Annotated in this window: 18 protein-coding genes and 2 pseudogenes; 8 read left to right on the forward strand and 12 right to left on the reverse strand. The window is 58.7% G+C overall.

Annotation, left to right across the window (positions count from 1 at the left end; genetic code table 11):
• Positions 1–14: 14 nt before the first annotated feature.
• The 7 genes and pseudogenes from J2046_RS28760 (at position 15) to J2046_RS28790 (ending at position 5,947) form a co-directional block, all read left to right on the forward strand.
• Positions 15–1,280: an ABC transporter substrate-binding protein gene (locus tag J2046_RS28760; RefSeq protein ID WP_210057659.1), complete on the forward strand. Its 1,266-nt coding sequence runs from the start codon at positions 15–17 to the stop codon at positions 1,278–1,280.
• Positions 1,281–1,349: 69 nt separating this feature from the next.
• Positions 1,350–2,068 (forward strand): annotated as a pseudogene (locus tag J2046_RS28765) (ABC transporter ATP-binding protein).
• Positions 2,065–2,778: an ABC transporter ATP-binding protein gene (locus tag J2046_RS28770; RefSeq protein ID WP_210057661.1), complete on the forward strand. Its 714-nt coding sequence runs from the start codon at positions 2,065–2,067 to the stop codon at positions 2,776–2,778. The pseudogene J2046_RS28765 and the gene J2046_RS28770 overlap by 4 nt, the downstream one beginning before the upstream one ends.
• Positions 2,775–3,638 (forward strand): branched-chain amino acid ABC transporter permease, encoded by an 864-nt coding sequence (locus J2046_RS28775; protein WP_210057663.1) that lies wholly within the window; start codon positions 2,775–2,777, stop codon positions 3,636–3,638. Before J2046_RS28770 ends, J2046_RS28775 begins: the two co-directional genes overlap by 4 nt.
• 11 nt (positions 3,639–3,649) lie before the next feature.
• Positions 3,650–4,726: a branched-chain amino acid ABC transporter permease gene (locus J2046_RS28780; RefSeq protein ID WP_210057665.1), complete on the forward strand. Its 1,077-nt coding sequence runs from the start codon at positions 3,650–3,652 to the stop codon at positions 4,724–4,726.
• A gap of 39 nt (positions 4,727–4,765) precedes the next feature.
• On the forward strand, positions 4,766–5,611 hold the full coding sequence (locus J2046_RS28785; protein ID WP_210057667.1) for an intradiol ring-cleavage dioxygenase: 846 nt from the start codon (positions 4,766–4,768) through the stop codon (positions 5,609–5,611).
• Between the two features lie 3 nt (positions 5,612–5,614).
• On the forward strand, positions 5,615–5,947 hold the full coding sequence (locus J2046_RS28790; protein WP_210057669.1) for a hypothetical protein: 333 nt from the start codon (positions 5,615–5,617) through the stop codon (positions 5,945–5,947).
• Positions 5,948–6,121: 174 nt separating this feature from the next.
• On the opposite strand, the gene J2046_RS28795 is transcribed toward J2046_RS28790, so the two are convergent.
• Both J2046_RS28795 and J2046_RS28800 read right to left on the reverse strand, forming a co-directional pair.
• Positions 6,122–7,261, reverse strand: coding sequence for an MFS transporter (locus tag J2046_RS28795; protein WP_325169798.1), 1,140 nt, complete (start codon positions 7,259–7,261; stop codon positions 6,122–6,124).
• Between the two features lie 371 nt (positions 7,262–7,632).
• Positions 7,633–8,214: a LysE family translocator gene (locus J2046_RS28800; protein ID WP_267950874.1), complete on the reverse strand. Its 582-nt coding sequence runs from the start codon at positions 8,212–8,214 to the stop codon at positions 7,633–7,635.
• Between the two features lie 248 nt (positions 8,215–8,462).
• Here J2046_RS28800 and J2046_RS28805 point away from each other — a divergent pair, with 248 nt between their 5' ends.
• A complete protein-coding gene (locus J2046_RS28805; RefSeq protein ID WP_233470356.1) occupies positions 8,463–9,785 on the forward strand; it encodes an aminotransferase-like domain-containing protein in 1,323 nt (440 codons plus the stop codon).
• A gap of 65 nt (positions 9,786–9,850) precedes the next feature.
• Here the strand turns inward: J2046_RS28805 and J2046_RS28810 are convergent, their stop codons facing one another.
• From J2046_RS28810 to J2046_RS28850, 10 genes and pseudogenes are all read right to left on the reverse strand, one after another.
• Positions 9,851–10,477: an ATP-dependent Clp protease proteolytic subunit gene (locus J2046_RS28810; protein WP_210057675.1), complete on the reverse strand. Its 627-nt coding sequence runs from the start codon at positions 10,475–10,477 to the stop codon at positions 9,851–9,853.
• Between the two features lie 46 nt (positions 10,478–10,523).
• Positions 10,524–10,883 (reverse strand): SRPBCC family protein, encoded by a 360-nt coding sequence (locus J2046_RS28815; RefSeq protein ID WP_210057677.1) that lies wholly within the window; start codon positions 10,881–10,883, stop codon positions 10,524–10,526.
• Entirely contained in the window at positions 10,880–11,194 is a 315-nt protein-coding gene (locus J2046_RS28820; RefSeq protein WP_210057679.1) for an ArsR/SmtB family transcription factor, read from the reverse strand. Before J2046_RS28820 ends, J2046_RS28815 begins: the two co-directional genes overlap by 4 nt.
• 289 nt (positions 11,195–11,483) lie before the next feature.
• Positions 11,484–12,152 carry a CerR family C-terminal domain-containing protein gene (locus tag J2046_RS28825; RefSeq protein WP_210057681.1) on the reverse strand — a complete coding sequence of 223 codons (669 nt, stop codon included), beginning with the start codon at positions 12,150–12,152 and terminating at the stop codon, positions 11,484–11,486.
• 64 nt (positions 12,153–12,216) lie between these two features.
• Positions 12,217–13,608 carry a M24 family metallopeptidase gene (locus J2046_RS28830; protein WP_233470357.1) on the reverse strand — a complete coding sequence of 464 codons (1,392 nt, stop codon included), beginning with the start codon at positions 13,606–13,608 and terminating at the stop codon, positions 12,217–12,219.
• Between the two features lie 262 nt (positions 13,609–13,870).
• A pseudogene (locus J2046_RS34405) lies at positions 13,871–13,960 on the reverse strand (recombinase family protein); the annotation flags it as partial.
• Positions 13,961–14,460: 500 nt separating this feature from the next.
• Positions 14,461–15,528 carry an ABC transporter ATP-binding protein gene (locus tag J2046_RS28835; protein ID WP_210057683.1) on the reverse strand — a complete coding sequence of 356 codons (1,068 nt, stop codon included), beginning with the start codon at positions 15,526–15,528 and terminating at the stop codon, positions 14,461–14,463.
• Positions 15,525–16,457: an N-carbamoyl-D-amino-acid hydrolase gene (locus J2046_RS28840; RefSeq protein WP_233470358.1), complete on the reverse strand. Its 933-nt coding sequence runs from the start codon at positions 16,455–16,457 to the stop codon at positions 15,525–15,527. Before J2046_RS28840 ends, J2046_RS28835 begins: the two co-directional genes overlap by 4 nt.
• Entirely contained in the window at positions 16,454–17,392 is a 939-nt protein-coding gene (locus tag J2046_RS28845) for an NAD-dependent epimerase/dehydratase family protein (protein WP_210057684.1), read from the reverse strand. Before J2046_RS28845 ends, J2046_RS28840 begins: the two co-directional genes overlap by 4 nt.
• The gene (locus J2046_RS28850; protein ID WP_210057686.1) at positions 17,389–18,216 is read right to left on the reverse strand and encodes a carbohydrate ABC transporter permease; all 828 of its coding nucleotides are present in this window, start codon (positions 18,214–18,216) and stop codon (positions 17,389–17,391) included. Before J2046_RS28850 ends, J2046_RS28845 begins: the two co-directional genes overlap by 4 nt.
• Position 18,217 lies beyond the last annotated feature (1 nt).

Genomic DNA, 18,217 nt, shown 5'->3' on the forward strand with positions numbered 1-18,217 from the left:
GGGAGGAGAATGCGATGTTTACCAGAAGACAACTGCTGAAAACCACTGCCGCCGCCTATGCGGCCAGCTTCGCCATGCCGGCGCTTGCCAGCGGTACGAAGATCAAGATCGGCTATGTGACGCCTCAGTCCGGCCCACTTTCGGCCTTCGCCCAGGCGGACAGCTATATGGTCGCGAAATTCCTCGAGAGCGCCAAGGGGTTAGGCCTTAACGTCGAGGTCATCGTCAAGGACAGCCAGTCCAACCCGAACCGGACAGCCGAAGTCGCCAAGGAACTGATCAGCCGCGACGAAGTGAACCTGATCCTCGTTGCCTCGACGCCGGAAACCACCAATCCGGTCTGCGCCATCGGCGAAAGCGAGGAAGTGCCGGTCATCTCCTCCGTTGCGCCGTGGCAGCCCTGGTTCATCGGGCAGCAGGGAAATCCTGCCGATCCGGTAAGCTGGCAGGAGTTCGATTACGCCTATCACTTCTTCTGGGGACTGGAAGACAACGTTTCCGTCTTCCTCAAGATGTGGAACAGCCTCGACACCACCAAGAAGATTGGCGCACTGTGGCCGAACGACGGGGACGGCAATGCCTGGGCCTCGGATGTCGGCATGCCACCGGCGGCTAAGGCTGCGGGATATGAACTGACCGACCCGGGCCGCTACCAGAATCTGACGGATGACTTCAGCGCCCAGATCAACGCTTTCAAGCAGGCAGGCTGCGATATCTTCACCGGCATACCGATCCCGCCCGATTTCACGACCTTCTGGACGCAGGCGGCCCAGCAGGGGTTCAAGCCCAAGATCGTCTCGATTGCCAAGGCATTGCTGTTCCCGGAGAGCGTGGTAGCGCTGGGCGATCTTGGCCACAACCTGACGGCGGAAATCTACTGGTCGCCGGCATTCCCCTACAAGTCGTCTCTGACAGGCGAAAGCTCGGCTGAACTGGCCGATGGCTTCTCGAAAGCGGCCAAGCGGCAATGGACACAACCTGTTGGCTTTACCCACGCGCTATTCGAGCTTGCAGCCGATGTCTTGAAGCGAGCGTCTGACCCGACCGACAGCGAAGCGGTCGTGGAAGCCATCTCCGCCACCAACCTCGATACCGTTGTGGGCAACATCAAATGGGGCAAGGACAACCTGCCACCCTTTGCTCGCAAGAACGTGGCGAAAACACCGCTGGTCGGCGGGCAGTGGCGCCGAAAGAGCGACGGCACCTTTGATCTGGTCATCGTTGAAAACGCCAATGCGCCGGAGATTCCGCTCGGCGGCAAGCTGGAACTGCTTGCTTAACGGAGCTACCAGCCGGCTCGATCGCGCCGGCTGGCCACTCCAAGCGTCTGACGATTTATCGGAGCGAGCATGCCCATCCTAACTCTCAAAGCCGTATCGAAATCCTTCGGCGCGTTGAAGGTGACAGACGATGTCAGCTTCGATCTCAGCGACGGCGAAGCGCTCGGCATCATCGGTCCGAACGGTGCGGGAAAATCGACCCTCTTCAATCTCATCACGGGGAACTTCGCTGCCGATAGTGGCCAGATCTTTCTCGACGGGCGCGATGTAACCCGCGACAGCGCGATGAAGCGCTGCGAAAGCGGCGTCGGCCGGTCGTTCCAGATTCCGCAGCCGTTCGGCCGGCTGTCCGTTTATGAAAATCTCCTGGTCGCCGCACGGTTCGGCGGGACCGTTTCCGCCGCTGACGCGCCTGATTTCTGCATGGACATTCTCGAGCGTACCTGCTTGGCACCGCAGGCCGACCGGGAGGCCGTCGGCCTGCCCCTGCTTCAGCGCAAGCGGCTGGAACTGGCACGGGCGATGGCAACCAGGCCGCGCATCATTCTGCTCGACGAGATCGCGGGCGGGCTGACGGAGCCGGAGTGTCGGGAACTGGTCGCAACCATCGGGAAATTCACACTGCCGGCACGGCGATCATCTGGATCGAGCACGTACTGCATGCCCTCAACAGCGTCGTCGAGCGCTTGATGGTGCTGAATTTCGGCCGTGTTCTCATGGCCGGCCCGCCGGACGACGTCATGGCGTCGCGGGAGGTTCGTGAGATCTATCTGGGGATCGAGGCATGAGTGGGCATTTTCTCGAAATGAGGGGCCTCACGGCCTTTTACGGTGATTTCGAGGCGCTGTTCGGCATCGACCTGCATCTCGATGCCGGCGAGACGGTCGCGATGATCGGGGCAAACGGTGCGGGCAAGAGCACGTTGATGCGTGCGCTGACCGGGATCGTCAAGATCGGTTCCGGAGAGGTGGCGCTTGAGGGTGAGCGCATCGATCATCTGGATGCTCCAGACATTCTCCTCAAGGGCATCGCCACCGTGCCGGAAGGGCGCCGCCTGTTTCCGTCCCTGACCGTGGAGGAAAACCTGCTGATCGGCGCCCATGCCCGCAAGGGCGATGGACCCTGGAATCTGCAGAGCCTCTATGAACTTTTCCCGATCCTTCACGAACGCCGGCGCAGCCCCGGTACCGCGCTTTCCGGCGGACAGCAGCAGATGGTGGCCATCGGCCGCGCACTGATGAGCAATCCGCGCGTCCTGCTTTGCGACGAGATCTCGCTTGGTCTCGCACCTGTCGTCATCAAGGACATTTACGCGGCCGTTCCTCGCATCAAGGCGGTCGGAACGTCGATCCTCGTGGTCGAGCAGGATATCGGCCAGGCACTAAAGGTCGCGGATCGCGTCTACTGCATGGCGGAGGGCCGGATCACGCTTGAGGGGCGTCCTGATGACCTTTCCAGAGACGCCATCCATGACGCCTATTTCGGAGTGCACGCATGATAACCCTCGATACGATCATGCAGGGCATCCTGCTCGGTGGACTTTATGCCCTCTTCGCCGCCGGTCTCAGCCTCGTCTTCGGGATCATGCGGCTCGTCAACCTGGCCCACGGCGATCTGATCGTGTTGGCGGCTTATCTTATTCTCGTCATCGCCAGCGTCCTCGGATTGCATCCGTTTCTTGCTGTTCTGGTGGCCGCACCGGTGATGTTTGCCGTCGGCTGGCTGTTGCAGACCCATGTACTGAACAGGGTGCTCGGCGATGACCTACTGCCACCGCTGCTGGTAACGTTTGGCCTGTCCGTCGTCATTCAGAATGCGCTGCTGGAGGGCTTTTCTGCAAACAGCCAGAAGCTTGCCGCCGGTACCGTCGAGACGCAATCACTGCAGATCGGGTCCCTGATGGTCGGCGTGATGCCGCTGCTGACCCTTGCGACCGCCGCGATCGTCATATTCGCGCTGAACCGCCTCTTCTATACCACCGCTCTCGGCCGGGCGTTTCGAGCAACATCTGACGATGCCGTCACGGCCCGCCTGATGGGTATCCGGCCGAACCGGATCTTTGCCATCGCAACCGGACTCGCGCTCGTCGTTGCCAGCATTGCCGCTGTCTATCTAGGCATGCGCGCCAACTTCGATCCGTCGATCGGACCAGCACGCCTGCTCTACGCCTTCGAAGCAGTCATTATCGGCGGCCTCGGCAGTCTCTGGGGCACGCTTGCCGGCGGCATTGTCATCGGTCTCGCACAGACCATGGGTGCCGCGGTCAATCCGGAATGGCAGATACTGACGGGGCATATCGCCTTCGTCCTCGTTCTTCTCATCCGTCCCCGCGGCCTCTTTCCGCGCGCAAACGACTGAGGTCTGAAGCCATGAACCTTTCTTCTCTTGCAACCGGCCGTTCTTCGGTGATGATCCTGTCGGTGGTGATCGTTGCCACGCTGTTTGCGTTGCCGTTCTTCGCTCCCCGGACTGTCATCCAGGATCTGTTTGGTGTTCTGACACTGCTGGTTCTTGCCATGAACTGGAACATGCTTGCCGGATTCGCGGGTCTCGTTTCGGTCGGCCAGCAGGCATTCGTCGGCATCGGTGCCTACGCGATATTTGCAGCGGTCATTCTCTGGGGACTTGACCCACTGGTCGGCATTCTGATCGGCGGTCTCGTCGCAGCGCTGTTCGCGGTTCCGATGGCGTTTTTCACCTTCCGGCTGAACGGCGCCTACTTTGCCATCGGTACCTGGGTTGTGGCGGATATCGCCCGGTTGGCCGCCGGCCAGTGGAAGGCTCTCGGCGGCGGAACAGGTACTTCGCTGCCAAAAGGCACGACCAAGGACATGTTCGGCGTGGACGCGATCAAGCATTTGCTCGATGTCAGCACCGCCGCTGCCACCGATGCTCTGACTTATTGGATAGCCTTGGTGCTCGCCCTTGTTCTGTTCGTGGCGTCTTACCTTTTCCTGCGCTCGCGGATCGGGTTGGGGCTTCAAGCCATTCGCGACAATGCTAATGCCGCCCGTTCTGTGGGTGTCGATCCGGTTCGCATCAAAGCCGCCATCTTCATTCTATCGGGATTGGGGATCGGTTTGTGCGGTGCGCTGATGTTCCTCCAGATCACGCGCGTTACACCGGATGCTGCATTCTCAGTCATCGACTGGACGGCATTTGTAATCTTCGTCGTGGTCATCGGCGGGATCGGGACCTTGCCCGGGCCGATTGTCGGTGTTGCGGTGTTTTACTGCCTGCAGCGGCTCATGGCCGACTACGGAACGGTCTACCTCATCATCCTCGGCCTACTTGGCATCGGGATCATGCTGTTTGCGCGACGCGGGCTTTGGGGAACCTTCGTTGATCGCACCGGCCTCGATCTTCTACCTCTGCGCCACATGGCGCCAACAAGAAGTGGTCCGAGTGCCCTCCCGCCGTTGCCCGCAACGCAAACGCTCGCCTGAGACAGACGGCCCACTTCATTCATTCAGGAGTTAGTTAAGATGACCCAATATTTTACCGAAGAAGGTTCAGCCGAGGCGGTGAATGCCCGCATGGGGGCGGAAACGAACCCGCGGCTTGCCGAAGTCATGGCGTGTCTGGTCAAGCATCTCCATGCCTTCGCGAAGGAAATTCAACTGACCCAGGAAGAGTGGGAGGTCGGCATCGATTTCCTGACGAAAACCGGTCAGATCTGTAGCGGTGAACGGCAGGAGTTCATCCTCCTGTCCGACACGCTCGGCTTTTCCATGCTCGTCGATGCCATCAACAACCGTAGGCCCGCGGGGGCGACGGAAAACACTGTCTTCGGACCATTCCATGTTGTCGGTGCGCCGGTGCGGGCGATGGGCGATAGCATATCACTCGATGGCAAGGGCGAAAGCTGTCTCTTCGAAGGACGAGTCGTTGATCTTGAAGGAAACCCGATCGAAGGCGCGCGCATCGACGTCTGGTCGGACAACGCCGACGGCTTCTACGACGTCCAGCAACCCGATATCCAGCCAAAGTGGAACAATCGCGGTATCTTCGTTACCGGTCCCGATGGTCGCTACAGCTTTGTCGGGATCAAGCCGGTTTCCTACCCCATACCGGATGACGGGCCGGTTGGCCAGATGTTGGGGCATCTCGGGCGCCATCCCTATCGTCCCGCACATATGCATTACATGGTCACGGCGGACGGGTATCAGAAGCTCGTCACGCACACTTTCGTCGGCGATGACCCCTATCTGCAGTCCGACACGGTTTTCGGTGTGAAAACCACGCTTGTTGCCCCTTACGAACGCCTCAGCGACGCAGAGACGCTCTGGCGCTCGCCTTTCGAATTTGTGCTCTGCCCCATTGCGAGATAACCCATGCCCAATATGAAAATCTACGTGGACGAGACGCTTCCCGAAGCGTCCGTAACTTCCCTGAAGTCAGCTCTGTTACCCATACGGGAAATGCTGTGCGTCGAACTCAAGGTCGACACCAGCGGGTGCCAGTTCGCGGTCCTTCGGGTCGCGGGTTTGAGTGACCAGCCGCAGGTGAACGTCGAGTTGATGATCCTGCCCAAGCCCGACCGGACGCAGGAGACTATCAGAGACGTCTGCCGAAAGCTGCGCGAGATGGTCGCCGAGGCTTCCGGCCTGCGAGTCGCAGTCCGCGCCGCCGCCCTTGATCCTCAGACATACATCGCACTGAAATGATACGCTACCGTCTGAGCGCGTCCGTGAGGCAGCGCCAGATAGGCGCTCGCAAGGTCCGCAGGAAGATCCACAGGCTTCGAAGTCATGAAGCCATTCGGTCAGATTCATTCAATATTTGCAATGCGATAATGCTATCCGACCCGTAGGTTGCGATAGCCGTTCCCCCAGGTCTCTTTACGACCACAGGTCTGCCGCAGTTAGCAGGAGCGCAACTGCCAGAGTGATACCCAGGACCATCATGGTTCCGGCCGGGCCCGCGGCCTCGAGCTGGAGCGCTGCGATAGGGAGAACCGCAAGAATCGTCAAGTTGTTGAAGCTTTCGGAAACTGCCAGGACCTGACCCTTATCGTCTTCGCTGCGCCTGGCGAGCACAGATGTGCTGGTTGGAGCCGCTAACCCCAGCGAAAAGCCCCAAACTATCAAGCACACCAAGGCTCCCGCGAGCGGTAAGGGGGCGATCATAAATGTGCCAACCGATACGCACAAAAGCAGAAGTGCCGCCATCAGGGTCCGTTCGTCACCCCGAAAACGGCGGACGGCCCAACCAACACTAAGGTTTCCGACTAGAAGTCCGAGGCCAAATGCGAAGAGAATGGTGCCGACGATCCCGACGCTGAGGTCGTGACGTTGTCGCAGAACCTCACCGGCAAGAAGAAAGCCGGCAACAGCGGTTCCGTTCCAGAGGCCCTTTGCGACCCAAAAGCGTACAATGCTTCCTTTGGCGAGCCAACCAAACCGCCGCATGTTGGTTTCGGTACGGCGAGTCGTGCTCTGCGGGATCACACGATGAGCGACGGCGAATGTCAGTAGGCAGCCCACTGCGGTTACGAGGAAAGGAACGCGCCAGTCTAACGCCTCTGTCAAAATGCCAGCAATTACCGGACCAGCGATTATTCCGAACGTCATCCCCACCATGACAGCCCCCATGGCAGCAGATTGTCGGTTCGCGGGCATGATATCGGATATCAACGCAAACGCTGTTGGTATCAGCGCTGCCGATGCCAAGCCACCAAATATCCGCAGCGCAATGGCAACTGAGAAGCTTGGGGCTATTGTCAATGCGAAACCATCGATCGCGAACAAGACAAGCGACGCCAGCAAGAGGCGGCGGCGATCGATGCGGTCAGACAGGAACCCAAAGATCGGCGCTGCCACTGCATAGGAGAAGGCATAACTGGATACGAGCCAGGACGCGTGTGCTGGCGTTGTATCAAACGCCGATGCCAGAGGTGAGAGCATTGTAGAGAGCATGAATTCGGTTGCTCCTACGAAAAAGACCGCCAGAGCGAAGGTCGGCAACATTAAGCGGGACACGATTGTCCTCCGTAAATAAGGGAAGTTTGAAGTACCGACGTGCGAAATTGACGAACGCACACGCGACGTCGGAGCGAGTTGGTTTACTTTGGGGGAGAAGCGCCCCTTTGGACGTAGGAGCGGTGCGGGGTTCTGACCGGCGCAGCGCGACGCAAGTCGCGTCAGGTCGGACTGTGCTGCTCAGGCTCGGGTAGCAGGGAGGCCGAACAGTCTCCTGGGCTTTTGCGCTACTGCGCAATCACGAAGCCCAAACCTCATGCGAAAATGTATCTCGCTGTCATGCAAACTCAACTCCGATCGTAGAAGCCTCTGCCGGAAACGTCCCTTCGTTTTGAGGTTGCATGCGCGCGAGACTTACGCTGCCGGTTCAACTATCGGAACATGATCGGATAAAGAGATACTACCAGCAAAGCCGCCATGGTCAGGTTGAACACACGCAATTGGGCAGGCTTCGTTAGGAATTGCCGGATGCCGACGCCGAACGCCGCCCAGATCCCGACACACGGGGCGTTGATCACTGCCATCAACAGGGCAATAGCCACTACGGATGCCAGCGAGGGATGCGTCGGCAAGTAGGCGGCCACGGCCCCGAGCGCCATAACCCAGGCTTTCGGATTAACCCACTGAAAAGCCGCGGCCCCCAGGAAGCCCAGCGGCACACCCCTTGCGCTGTCAGGCTTGTTCGGCGCATCCGATCCGGCGATCTTGTAGGCGAGATACAAGAGATAGGCTGCGCCGACCCAGCGCAATAGGGTGTTGAGAAGGGGGTAGAGCTCAAACACTGCACCCAGGCCGATGCCAACAACAACGATCATCCCCGCAAAGCCAAAGCTGATACCGAGGATATGCGGCAGCGTTCGTCGAAGGCCGTAATTCACACCGGATGCCAGCACCATCATGTTGTTGGGCCCAGGCGTAATTGACGTCACGACCGTATACAAGATTAAGGCCAAGACGGTCTGAAGCAGTCCAAGGGAGCCTGTGGTTCCTACCAACGTGGGTGTCACGAGCAGTCCTTCATCGATTGCCGAGCGGAAAAGGTGGGTTTGGCATCTATTTTTGACACTTCATCGTAGTCTATGCGACACTTCAGGGGCTAGTGTTAAAGTGTCTCAAGACACTATTAAGGAGCGAGATGCGTGAACAGTCCCCATGGCAACCGAGAATGGCCGACGGCGCAACCCATCCTGCTGAGCGTTTGATGCAGGCGATGAGCGAGGATATCCTCGAGGGGCGCCTTTCCAGCGGCGAACGGCTGCCTGCCCATCGTGATCTGGCCTGGAGGCTTGGTATCGGCGTTGGCACGGTCACCAAGGCCTACGCCATGCTCGAGCGCCAGGGCCTGACGCGCAGCGTTAAAGGGCGAGGAACCTTCGTTGCGATGGGGATGGCACGATCGGGGCCGCTCATTGATCTTTCGATCAATACGCCACCGGCGATGATCGGTGATCGGCTATTGGCGCGTACGCTCGCGACTATCGCACGCAAGATCGACGCGACCCAACTTAACCTCTATGCGCCTTTAGCCGGCCACGAGGAACACCGGCGGCTGCTGGCCCGTTGGTTGGAGACCTTTTCGCTTGCCGTCGATCCGCGACTAATCATCCCTACCGCCGGTGCGCAACAGGCGATTTCGCTGGCTTTCGACCTCGCATGCGGGCGCGACGGTGTAATTCTCACCGAACGACTGACCTATCCTGGTGCCATCGCATTGGCGCGCCATAAAGGCTATCGCCTGCGCGGGATCGAACTCGACGAGGAAGGCATGATGCCGGACTCGTTGGCGGCAGTTCTGGATGAAGAAACCTCTGTCCCTCGCAGAGCGGTCTATGTCACGCCAACCCTGCACAATCCTACCACTGCCACAATGGGGCGTGACCGACGGCAGGTCATCGTCGAAATTTGCCGCATGCGGAATGCCGTCATTATTGAGGACGGGGTGTATGCGATGGACGACGATAGGGAGCGGCCCACCTTCGCAACCCTTTCGCCGGAGCGTGTGATCCATGTCAGCAGCCTTTCCAAGACCCTCAGCCCAGGCCTGAGGGTCGGCGTCCTCACGCTTCCGTCTGGAATGGAAGAACGGGCGGCGTCAGCATTGATGGCGCTGCCGATGGCACCTTCACCGCTATCCATGTTGGTGATGGAGGATTGGCTGGTCAATGGCGTGGTCGCGTCTGTCAGGCAGGCGATCGGCGTCGAGGCTCGCCGTCGTTCAGCGCTTGCCGTGTCTCTGCTGGGCAAGGATGCTGGCCGTTTTCATCCTGCAGCATTTCACGCCTGGCTACCCATGTCTCGCAGCAAGGCCGGGCATTTTGCGGCAGCGGCCACCGCACTCGGCGTCGCGGTGACTGCACCGGAAAGTGTTGCCGTCGATCCCCATGACGACGCGAGCGGAATTCGTCTATGTCTCGGGGGGCCTTCGCAGGATGATCTGAAAAAGGCGTTGGGCACACTGGCTGACCTAATCGGCTCCGTGGCACCCATCGCCTCTCTCTCCAGCAGCCAGAAACCGCCTTGTTGACTGGAGCCGCCGCATATACTTCCATACGTTATGGCGAACCTTCATGCAGACGATATGCGTGGATTTCAAATGGACGGCGTCACCGTGACAGGGGTTTCCTGCCGGTGTTGCAGAATACGGTCGATCAGGCCCCAATCAAGCGCTTCTTCCGCCGTCATGAAACGATCGCGATCCATCGCGCGTTCGAATTCCTCGTAGCTGCGCCCACAGTGTTCGGCGTAAAGCCGGGTCATCCGTTGTTTGGTTTTCAGGATTTCTTCGGCATGGATGAGCATGTCCGACGCTTGTCCCTGGAAACCGCCAGACGGCTGGTGGACGAGTATGCTGGCATTGGGCAAAGCAGCGCGTTGGCCGGGTTCGCCCGCCATCAACAGAAACGATCCCATCGAGCGGGCCGTTCCCATGCAAAGCGTATGCACCGGCGCGCGGATGTAGCGCATAGTGTCATACATCGCCAAGCCGGAGGTTACGACGCCACCCGGTGAGTTGATGTAGAGATGAATCGGCTTCTGCGGATTGTCCGCCTCAAGAAACAACAATTGCGCGCACACCAGAGCAGAAACGGCATCGTTCACCTCGCCGTTGAGGAATATGATGCGCTCGCGGAGAAGCCGGGAGTAGATGTCGAATGACCGCTCCCCTCTGCTGGATTGTTCTATGACCATAGGGACGAGTTGCATCGTTTCGCGCATCGGCGAGCTCCAATCTTTTCAGAATTTGTTCGGTGATATCGAGGCGTCAGGCGGCGAGCATGAAGAACGGGCTGTTGTTATTGGCCGCAGCTGTCGCGTTCTGCGCGAAGCTTGCGTTTCTCAGTTCGTGGATGATCCGCAAACTGGTTCCGCCGGCCGCGTTTGGGACGATCCTGAAGGTCACTGTACTTTCAAGGAATGGCGGTGTGCTGTCGCGCATCCTGTAGCGGACTTCCTCGCCGGGCGTGACAGAGGTCGCCTCGGGATCGGCCAACGCTTCCTTCGGCAGCCAGTTTTCCCGAAACTCCGGAATGCTGATCGCGCGCCAGACCTTTTGCGGCGGCTCAGCGAGTTCATACTCGAGTTCGATGCCGTTCTTCTGCTCTTCGTTCTTTACGTCGTTCATCGGTCCATATCCTTCAGCAAGATCTTGAGAGCTTCGATGCGCTGCGGCCAGTAGGCGCGATACTTGGCCAGCCATTGCGCGATGAGAGCGAGCCCTTCGGGATCGATCTCATAGTTCACGAAACGCCCATGACGCTCCTCACGCACCAGTTTCGCGCTCCGAAGAACTGAGAGGTGCTGAGACATCGCCGGCTGGCTGATCTCTATCCCCTCACGCAAGGCGCTGGCGTTCATGCCGCCTGCCGCCAGCTTCTCGTAGATGGCGCGGCGAGTCGGGTCGGCCAAAGCTCGGAATATGTCGTTCTCGGTCATGCCAACACATAAGCGTACACTTATGCGATTCGCAAGGCGCTTTTTGCTTCAAATTCCAAAACGCGCGGCTTTATGGGGTTGGTTCGTCGCGTGCAGTGGCTCCCGCTTCACCGCGCTGATGGCTCCGCGGTGGCACTTGCACTGACTGTTGCTGCCATTTGTCATGCTTTCGCGGCGGTCATCACACGAAGCAAATGTGCAGACGAACCCCCGAATGGCGATTGGCCTAAAAGATAGGCCCGTCACGTCACATGCCGCGGCGCAGATTCCATTCATCTTTACCAAGCATCTACTCGCGCAGAGATTTCAGGGCCATCTCTGCGAGGATGTCTGCAATTTGCTCGGCGTCCTCGACTAGGATCGAATGCCTCTGAGCGCGGCGCAGATAGGAATTTTGCGCAACCGCGAACGCCAGAACCTGACCGATAATAGCGTGCGCCTTGACGACAGATTTCTTGTCGTCAGCGCTGACCTCGTTCAGCCGTGCAACCAGAGAACTCACCCTACTGTGCAGGGGCTCAATGAAAATTTCATACAAAATGCTAAAGTTCTCGGTTGGTTGAAGCTGCTCCCTGACTATCAGAGCAGTGCGCTCTCTCGGTCTTCCCGGAGCGAGGATCATCAGCGCAAAAGCCCGCATCAGCGCCTGCAGATGGTCCCTGCAAAACAGCGGGGACATTGTACTGATGTCGCCGGCAGTTACGGCCATCAGGCCGCTGTCATCCAGACCCTGTTTCATTTCCCTGGCTGTTTCCGCTATCACGGCGGAATACACTCCTTCCTTGCCTCCGAAGTGGTAGGGAATTGCAGCTTGGTTGACGCCTGCTTCATGTGCCAGGACACGAGTACGCACACCGTCAATCCCGAATTGAGCAAAGAGTCGCAAACCTGCGTCAATCAGCTTAATTCGCGTGGTTTCCGAAGAGGTCGCAGAAGGAAGGTCAATATTATTGTTCATGCAGTTCGCCAGCGTTGGTGAGAAAACGTGTAGCGGAATTTCCGCTACACGTTTAGTATTCCTATCAACCCGCTCGCATAACATTGGTCGTGTTAGAGTTGAGCTCGATTCCGGAATCTGGTCCGACAAGGACCGTCCCGCCCAAGTTAGCCAAATGCCGGCCGAATGCACAGTTTGTTTCAAAAGCAAACGACATGCCCTGCTGCAGTCGCATATCGCGCCATGTCGTGGGGAGGCGGCCAACGGAACCATAGGCTGCTGCCTCCGGAAGCGCTTCCGGGCCAGGCGCTGTACCAAAACCTATAGGGCCGTATGGATTGATGCTGTGAATCAAGGGATGAACATGCCAGCCGCCCGAGGCTAGCAGCGGCGCTTCCATCATGTCCACAACCTCTCCGAAAGTACGCCCGGGAGTAAGGGCCTTAACGCCTTCTTCGTAGCAGGCGCGCGCTACGGCAGCAGCTCGCTCGAAATCAGGATGCGCTTTGCCCACGGTAATGGCAGGTTGGTGCTGTGTTTCATACATACCGTAAAAAGCAAACACCTCGGCGAGTACGACGTCACCTTCTTCTATTACCCGCGGAGGCTGCGCGCGATATGTCCACGTGGCCGGCCCCCATCCAACAAATTCGCGCCCGGACCCGAAAAGGATCTCCGCGGTGAAGCCTGCATTGCGCAGGCATTCTGCGGTTGTAGCCGCAACAATGTGTGCTTCGGTTACACCCGGTGCCGTCGCAGCTCTCATGGCCTCGCACATTTTTTCGCCTATATAAGCAGCGTGTCGAATGAGGGTCAGCTCTTCCTGGCTGTGGCCTGCAGTCAGCATGAAATACTCACGATAGACTGGTTTGAATTCCGCTTTTGGGAATGCTTCACGTACAGCATTCCAAATACCGAATGGCATGGCGCCGTCGAAGTAGAAGGGAGGGTAAGGCTCCAGGCCGATAACCCCGACCTTCCCCGTCAATCCTATACGATTGAGGATCGAAACGAGGTGTGCCCCAGTCTTGCCTACAAAAATTTGCTCCGGCTCAATCCATTGCTGGTCCCCACGTATACGTGCTTGCATATGGTCAGATACCGCCATCGGGGCAAATGCCAGTACCACAGGGGGGTCGTCGCCTTTGAAGATGACAATTGAGCCCAACCGGTCATTGGTGAAATAGCTGTCAGGTGAAAAGGGAGCCGGGGCGGATGATTCTCGATCCCCATAGACGATGAGCCCTTCTACCTGTGCCTTTTTCATGATTTCGCGTGCAATCTTCCACCGGCGGTCACGTTCCGTGAGCGAAAGTGTTGGCGCTTTGTCATGGTCGGGTTTCTCTGGGACGTTCGCGTCACATTTCGTCGATGCCGAAGCCCCATTGGTAGAAGGTAAGCCAGCCAATATTGCGGCAGTCGACAGTCCTAAGAGGTCTCGGCGGTTCATGTCATCCTCACATTTTTCGATATTCAATTGAATAAATCATTCAGGTGAATGATTCAAGTCTGCCACCAATTGAAGGACTTCACTCCTGGCTTGGGGGAGAGTAGGCCCGGTGCGTACGTCGCTGCGAAAACGGCCAACTGAACGAGCATTCAGCGAACGGCTACTTCGGCCTCAACGCCGCTGCGTCCGACGGTCGCCCGATGAACGCGAAAGAGACGAGCGGTTTCAGCCTCCGGTCAGCCTTCATTCAGCATGTCGATGATCTTGGAGCGCTGATCGGACGTCAGTTTGGACGACGACCACCTTTTCGCCCGCGCTCCCTGGCCGCTTGAAGTCTCGCCATGTTGCGTTCGCGCACGATGGCACGCTCGAATTCGGCGAACTGCATCATCATGCGGTCGGCCGGTGCAGAGCGCTGACCTCAGCCCCAATCCCACTCATGCAGCGAGGTGCAGGCCGATTTGAACCTGCCGAGATCCGGGTCAGGGCTCTGATGGTAGCCGCGGTGCTGACACCGCGGCCGCGAATTGTCGTCAGGCGGCACGGCCTTGAGTTGGCGATCACTTGTTCGATCTGCGCGACGATACCCACCGCGTTCACTTCGCCACGATAGTGGGAATCTTACCGGACACACAGACGAAATCGCCTGCCCAGACCGCATACAGCGCCGTGGATCGTATCAGACGCGCGAAGGTCGCTGCCAGAAATTTTGATGTTCTGCATCTGCATCCTCAAATCGAGGTCCATATAAGGAGACCTGCAGTCGACGAAGGGTCGTCTCTGCTCAATGAACCTGGCAGTCAACCGCCGCGAAGCGTGCCATTCGCCCTCGCTCGTCGATCCCTTCGAATGCAAAACTCTACGTGCTCACCGGCACACTCAGGCGACAGTCAGGCGTTCGCCGGAAGCCCGATCGAAGAGATGCAGGTGCCGAATGATGGGCTTCAGGCGGATCTGATCTCCGATACGGAGCCTCCGGTCTCCGTTTTCGATGGTGACCAGGCTGTTGCCGTCTTCGGTGCAGGCATGGATATAGGTCTGTGCGCCGGTCGGCTCTACGAGCGTGACCTTCGCCCGCAGGCCATCTTCCTCGTCGAGGAGCAAATCTTCCGGGCGGATCCCGACGACGAATTCGCCTGCCTTCAGGAATACGTCAGAATCTGGCTGAAACGTCAGGTGCTGGCTGAGAGCAACCCCACCCTTCCCGTCGGGCTTGGCATCGATGAAGTTCATTTGGGGAGACCCTATGAAGCCGGCCACGAAGGTGTTTCGGGGCCTGCGATAGAGCTCCATGGGCGTGTCGACCTGTACGATTTCGCCCTTGTCCATGATCACAATCCGGTCGGCCATGGTCATCGCTTCGATCTGGTCATGCGTGACATATATTGTTGTCGTCTTCAGGCGCTGCTGCACCTCCTTGATCTCCGTCCGCATGATGACGCGAAGCTTTGCATCAAGATTCGAAAGCGGCTCATCGAAAAGGAACACCTGTGGGTCGCGGACGATCGCACGCCCCATGGCAACGCGCTGTCGCTGTCCGCCCGACAGTTCTTTGGGACGTCGATCTAATAGCGTCTCGAGATGCAGGATGCGCGCGGCCTCCACAATCTTCGATCGGATCTCGCCGTCCGGTCGCTTCTGCATGCGAAGGCAGAAACCCAAGTTTTCCGCTACTGTCATGTGCGGATAAAGCGCGTAGCTCTGGAATACCATGGCGATATCGCGCTGTTTGGATGGTAGCTGTGTGACGTCACGCACGCCTATCCTGATTGAACCGCCGTCGGAGCTCTCCAACCCGGCAATGATCCTCAGCAGGGTTGACTTGCCACAACCCGATGGACCGACAAGAGCAACAAACTCTCCTTCCTCGACATGGAGGTTGATGTTCTTGAGCGTGTGGATGGCGCCGAAATGTTTGTTCAAACCTTCTATGTTGACTGCCGTCATCGAATACTCCTGTGGGGTGCGAGCAGGCCGCCGTAGAGTTCAGGACGCCTGTTTCGCTCAAAATTGAATTCTTCCGCCTTGCCGTTTAGGCAGTCGTCGAGATTGCAGTCCGCTACCGCGATTTCGTCGTCTACCCCGCTTGTCTCGGCGATGACGCGGCCGTCTGGATGTATGATGCAGGATCCGCCCATCAGGTCGACACCGTCTTCCCTGCCAGCCTTGGCGACGCCGACGACGAAGGTGGAGTTCTGGTAGGCGCCCGCCTGCATGCACAATCGGCTCTGGAACATGCGCAGTTCCGCCGACTGTTCGGCGCGAGGATTGTGAAGCGGCGTCGTGTATCCAAGGACAATCATCTCGACGCCGTTCAAACCCATCATCCTATAGGTCTCAGGCCACCTGCGGTCGTTGCAGATGCACATTCCTACTCGGCCACCGAAAGCATCAACCACGGGAAAGCCGAGATTGCCGACCTCGAAATAGTACTTTTCAAGATTCTGGAACGGATCTGCGGGCCGATGATCGGTATGCCCAGGCAAGTGGACCTTGCGATATTTGGCCACGATCCCGGCATCGGGGTCCACAAGGATCTGCGTATTGTAGCGATGCGTCGTCTCGTGATCGGTTGTGATTTCGGCATAGCCCAGACTGAAGCCGATGCGCCGACGTCGCGCCAGATCGAACAGCGGCTGCACATCAGCATTCGGCATATCATGCTCGTAAAAACCGTCCGCATCGGCAAGATCGGCGAGATAGGCCCTCGGAAAGAAGGTTGTCAGAGCAAGTTCCGGAAAGACCGCAAGAGTGCAGCCTTCATCCGCCGCTTGATCGAGCAGACCCATCATGCGGCCGACTGTTGCACTCCGCGGCTCACCGGAATTGACCGGACCCATTTGTGCTGCTGCGATTCTGAGGACACGCTCCATCATGCTTGCTCCGATATGGGGCCGTGGGCGCGAACGTGAGCGATCAGCGCGGCAATGCCCTGTTCCATGGAAATTCGCGGCACGAAGCCCAGATCGTTTGCGGCCGCGGCGATCGAGAAGGTCGGATGACGATCCTCGCCAGGATCTGGGCTTGCGCCGATCAGGTATTCGAAGCCCGGGATGAGGCGAGAAATTAGACCCGCCATGCTGCCAAGATCCCGTCGTTCACCCCCAGTGATTGTGTAAGTCGATCGCTTGGGTCGATCCGCCTCGAGCGCCAGAACTATCGCCGCCGCCACGTCATCAACATGCACATACTGCCTGAAGTCATGGAGGCCGTGTTCCAATATTCCCCTGCGGCCCTGAACAGCTGCATCCACAAGGTTGCGGACGGCGCAGAAGTGCCTGCGGTCAGGGCCATAGACTGTGCTGATCCGAAGCGCGATGCTGCTGAAGCCGAACTGCTGGCCATAACCGGCGACGAGGAGCTCGCCAGCCGCCTTCGAGGCGCCGTAAAGGCTCTTGGGCCGCAACAGGACATCCTCGACGACCGGGCCATCACCGGCAAGGTCACCATAAACGCTCGTCGACGAGCAGTAGATTATGCGGCGGATGCCGGCCTTCCGCCCAAGCTCCAACAGGTTCATCGTGCCGCCGACATTGACGGCCGCGATCAGTTGCGGGTTGTTCCTGGCGTCGGCGGGGCCAGAAATCGCGCCGCAGTGAACGATCGCCTCTATTCCACTGTCGGCGAGCGCGTCGGTCGCCTCGCTGTTCGTGAAATCTAGGGCCTGGCAATCGGCCGAGGCAAGGCGGTCGGTCGCCAGCACGCGGAAACCTGCGCCGCGCAGATCCCGCGCGGCGGCTTTCCCGATCAGTCCCTGGGCCCCAGTGACCAAAATCGTGGGCCTCTCCAAATCAGATTTGGTCGCATTCATTTCACAGCTCCGAATGTCAGGCCGCGGACAAGGTGGCGCTGGCCAATCCAGCCCATGACCAGTACGGGCGCGATCGCAAGCACTGCGGCGGCCGACAACTTGGCCCAGAACAGGCCCTGTGGTGCCGAGTAGGTGGCGATGAAAGCCGCGAGCGTCGCCGCCTTGGTCGTGGTGAGGTTGATGCTCCAGAACGCTTCGTTCCAGCAGAGGATGATTGACAGCAGCGCCGTGGACGCGAGCGCAGGACCGGAGAGCGGGATGAGGACGTATCGGAATTCCTCCCATAGACCGGCGCCGTCGATGCGGGCGGCCTCGAGGATGTCGCGGGGGATGTCGCGGAAGAACGAGTACAGCATCCAGACCACGATCGGCAGGTTGGCGAACATGAAGAGCAGAATCAGGCCAAGATGCGAGTCGATGAGCCCCATGTCGCGGTACAGAATGTAGATCGGAACCAACACGCCGACGGGTGGCATCATCTTTGTGGACAGAATCCAGAGCAGCGTCTGCCGCGTTTTCGCGGTCGGAAGGAACGCCATGCTGTAGGCGGCCGGAAAGCCGACTAGCAGCGCTAGCAGCGTCGCGGCGACGGACGTGTAGACGCTGTTAAGCGCGAAGGTGAGGTAATTCGATCGGGCCAGCACGGTTCGGTAATTATCCAGCGTCGGCTGGAAGATCAGTGATGCTTCCGGTGACAAGGCGTCGATCTCGGTCTTGAAGCTGGTCAGGAACATCCAAATGATTGGGAAGATGAGAAGAATCACCGCGGCCCAGCCGGCGATGAAATTCAAGACTGTCGAGGATGACGTTCCGCGCTTTTCCATG

Source organism: Neorhizobium petrolearium (genome assembly GCF_017873175.1).
GTDB lineage: Bacteria > Pseudomonadota > Alphaproteobacteria > Rhizobiales > Rhizobiaceae > Neorhizobium > Neorhizobium petrolearium.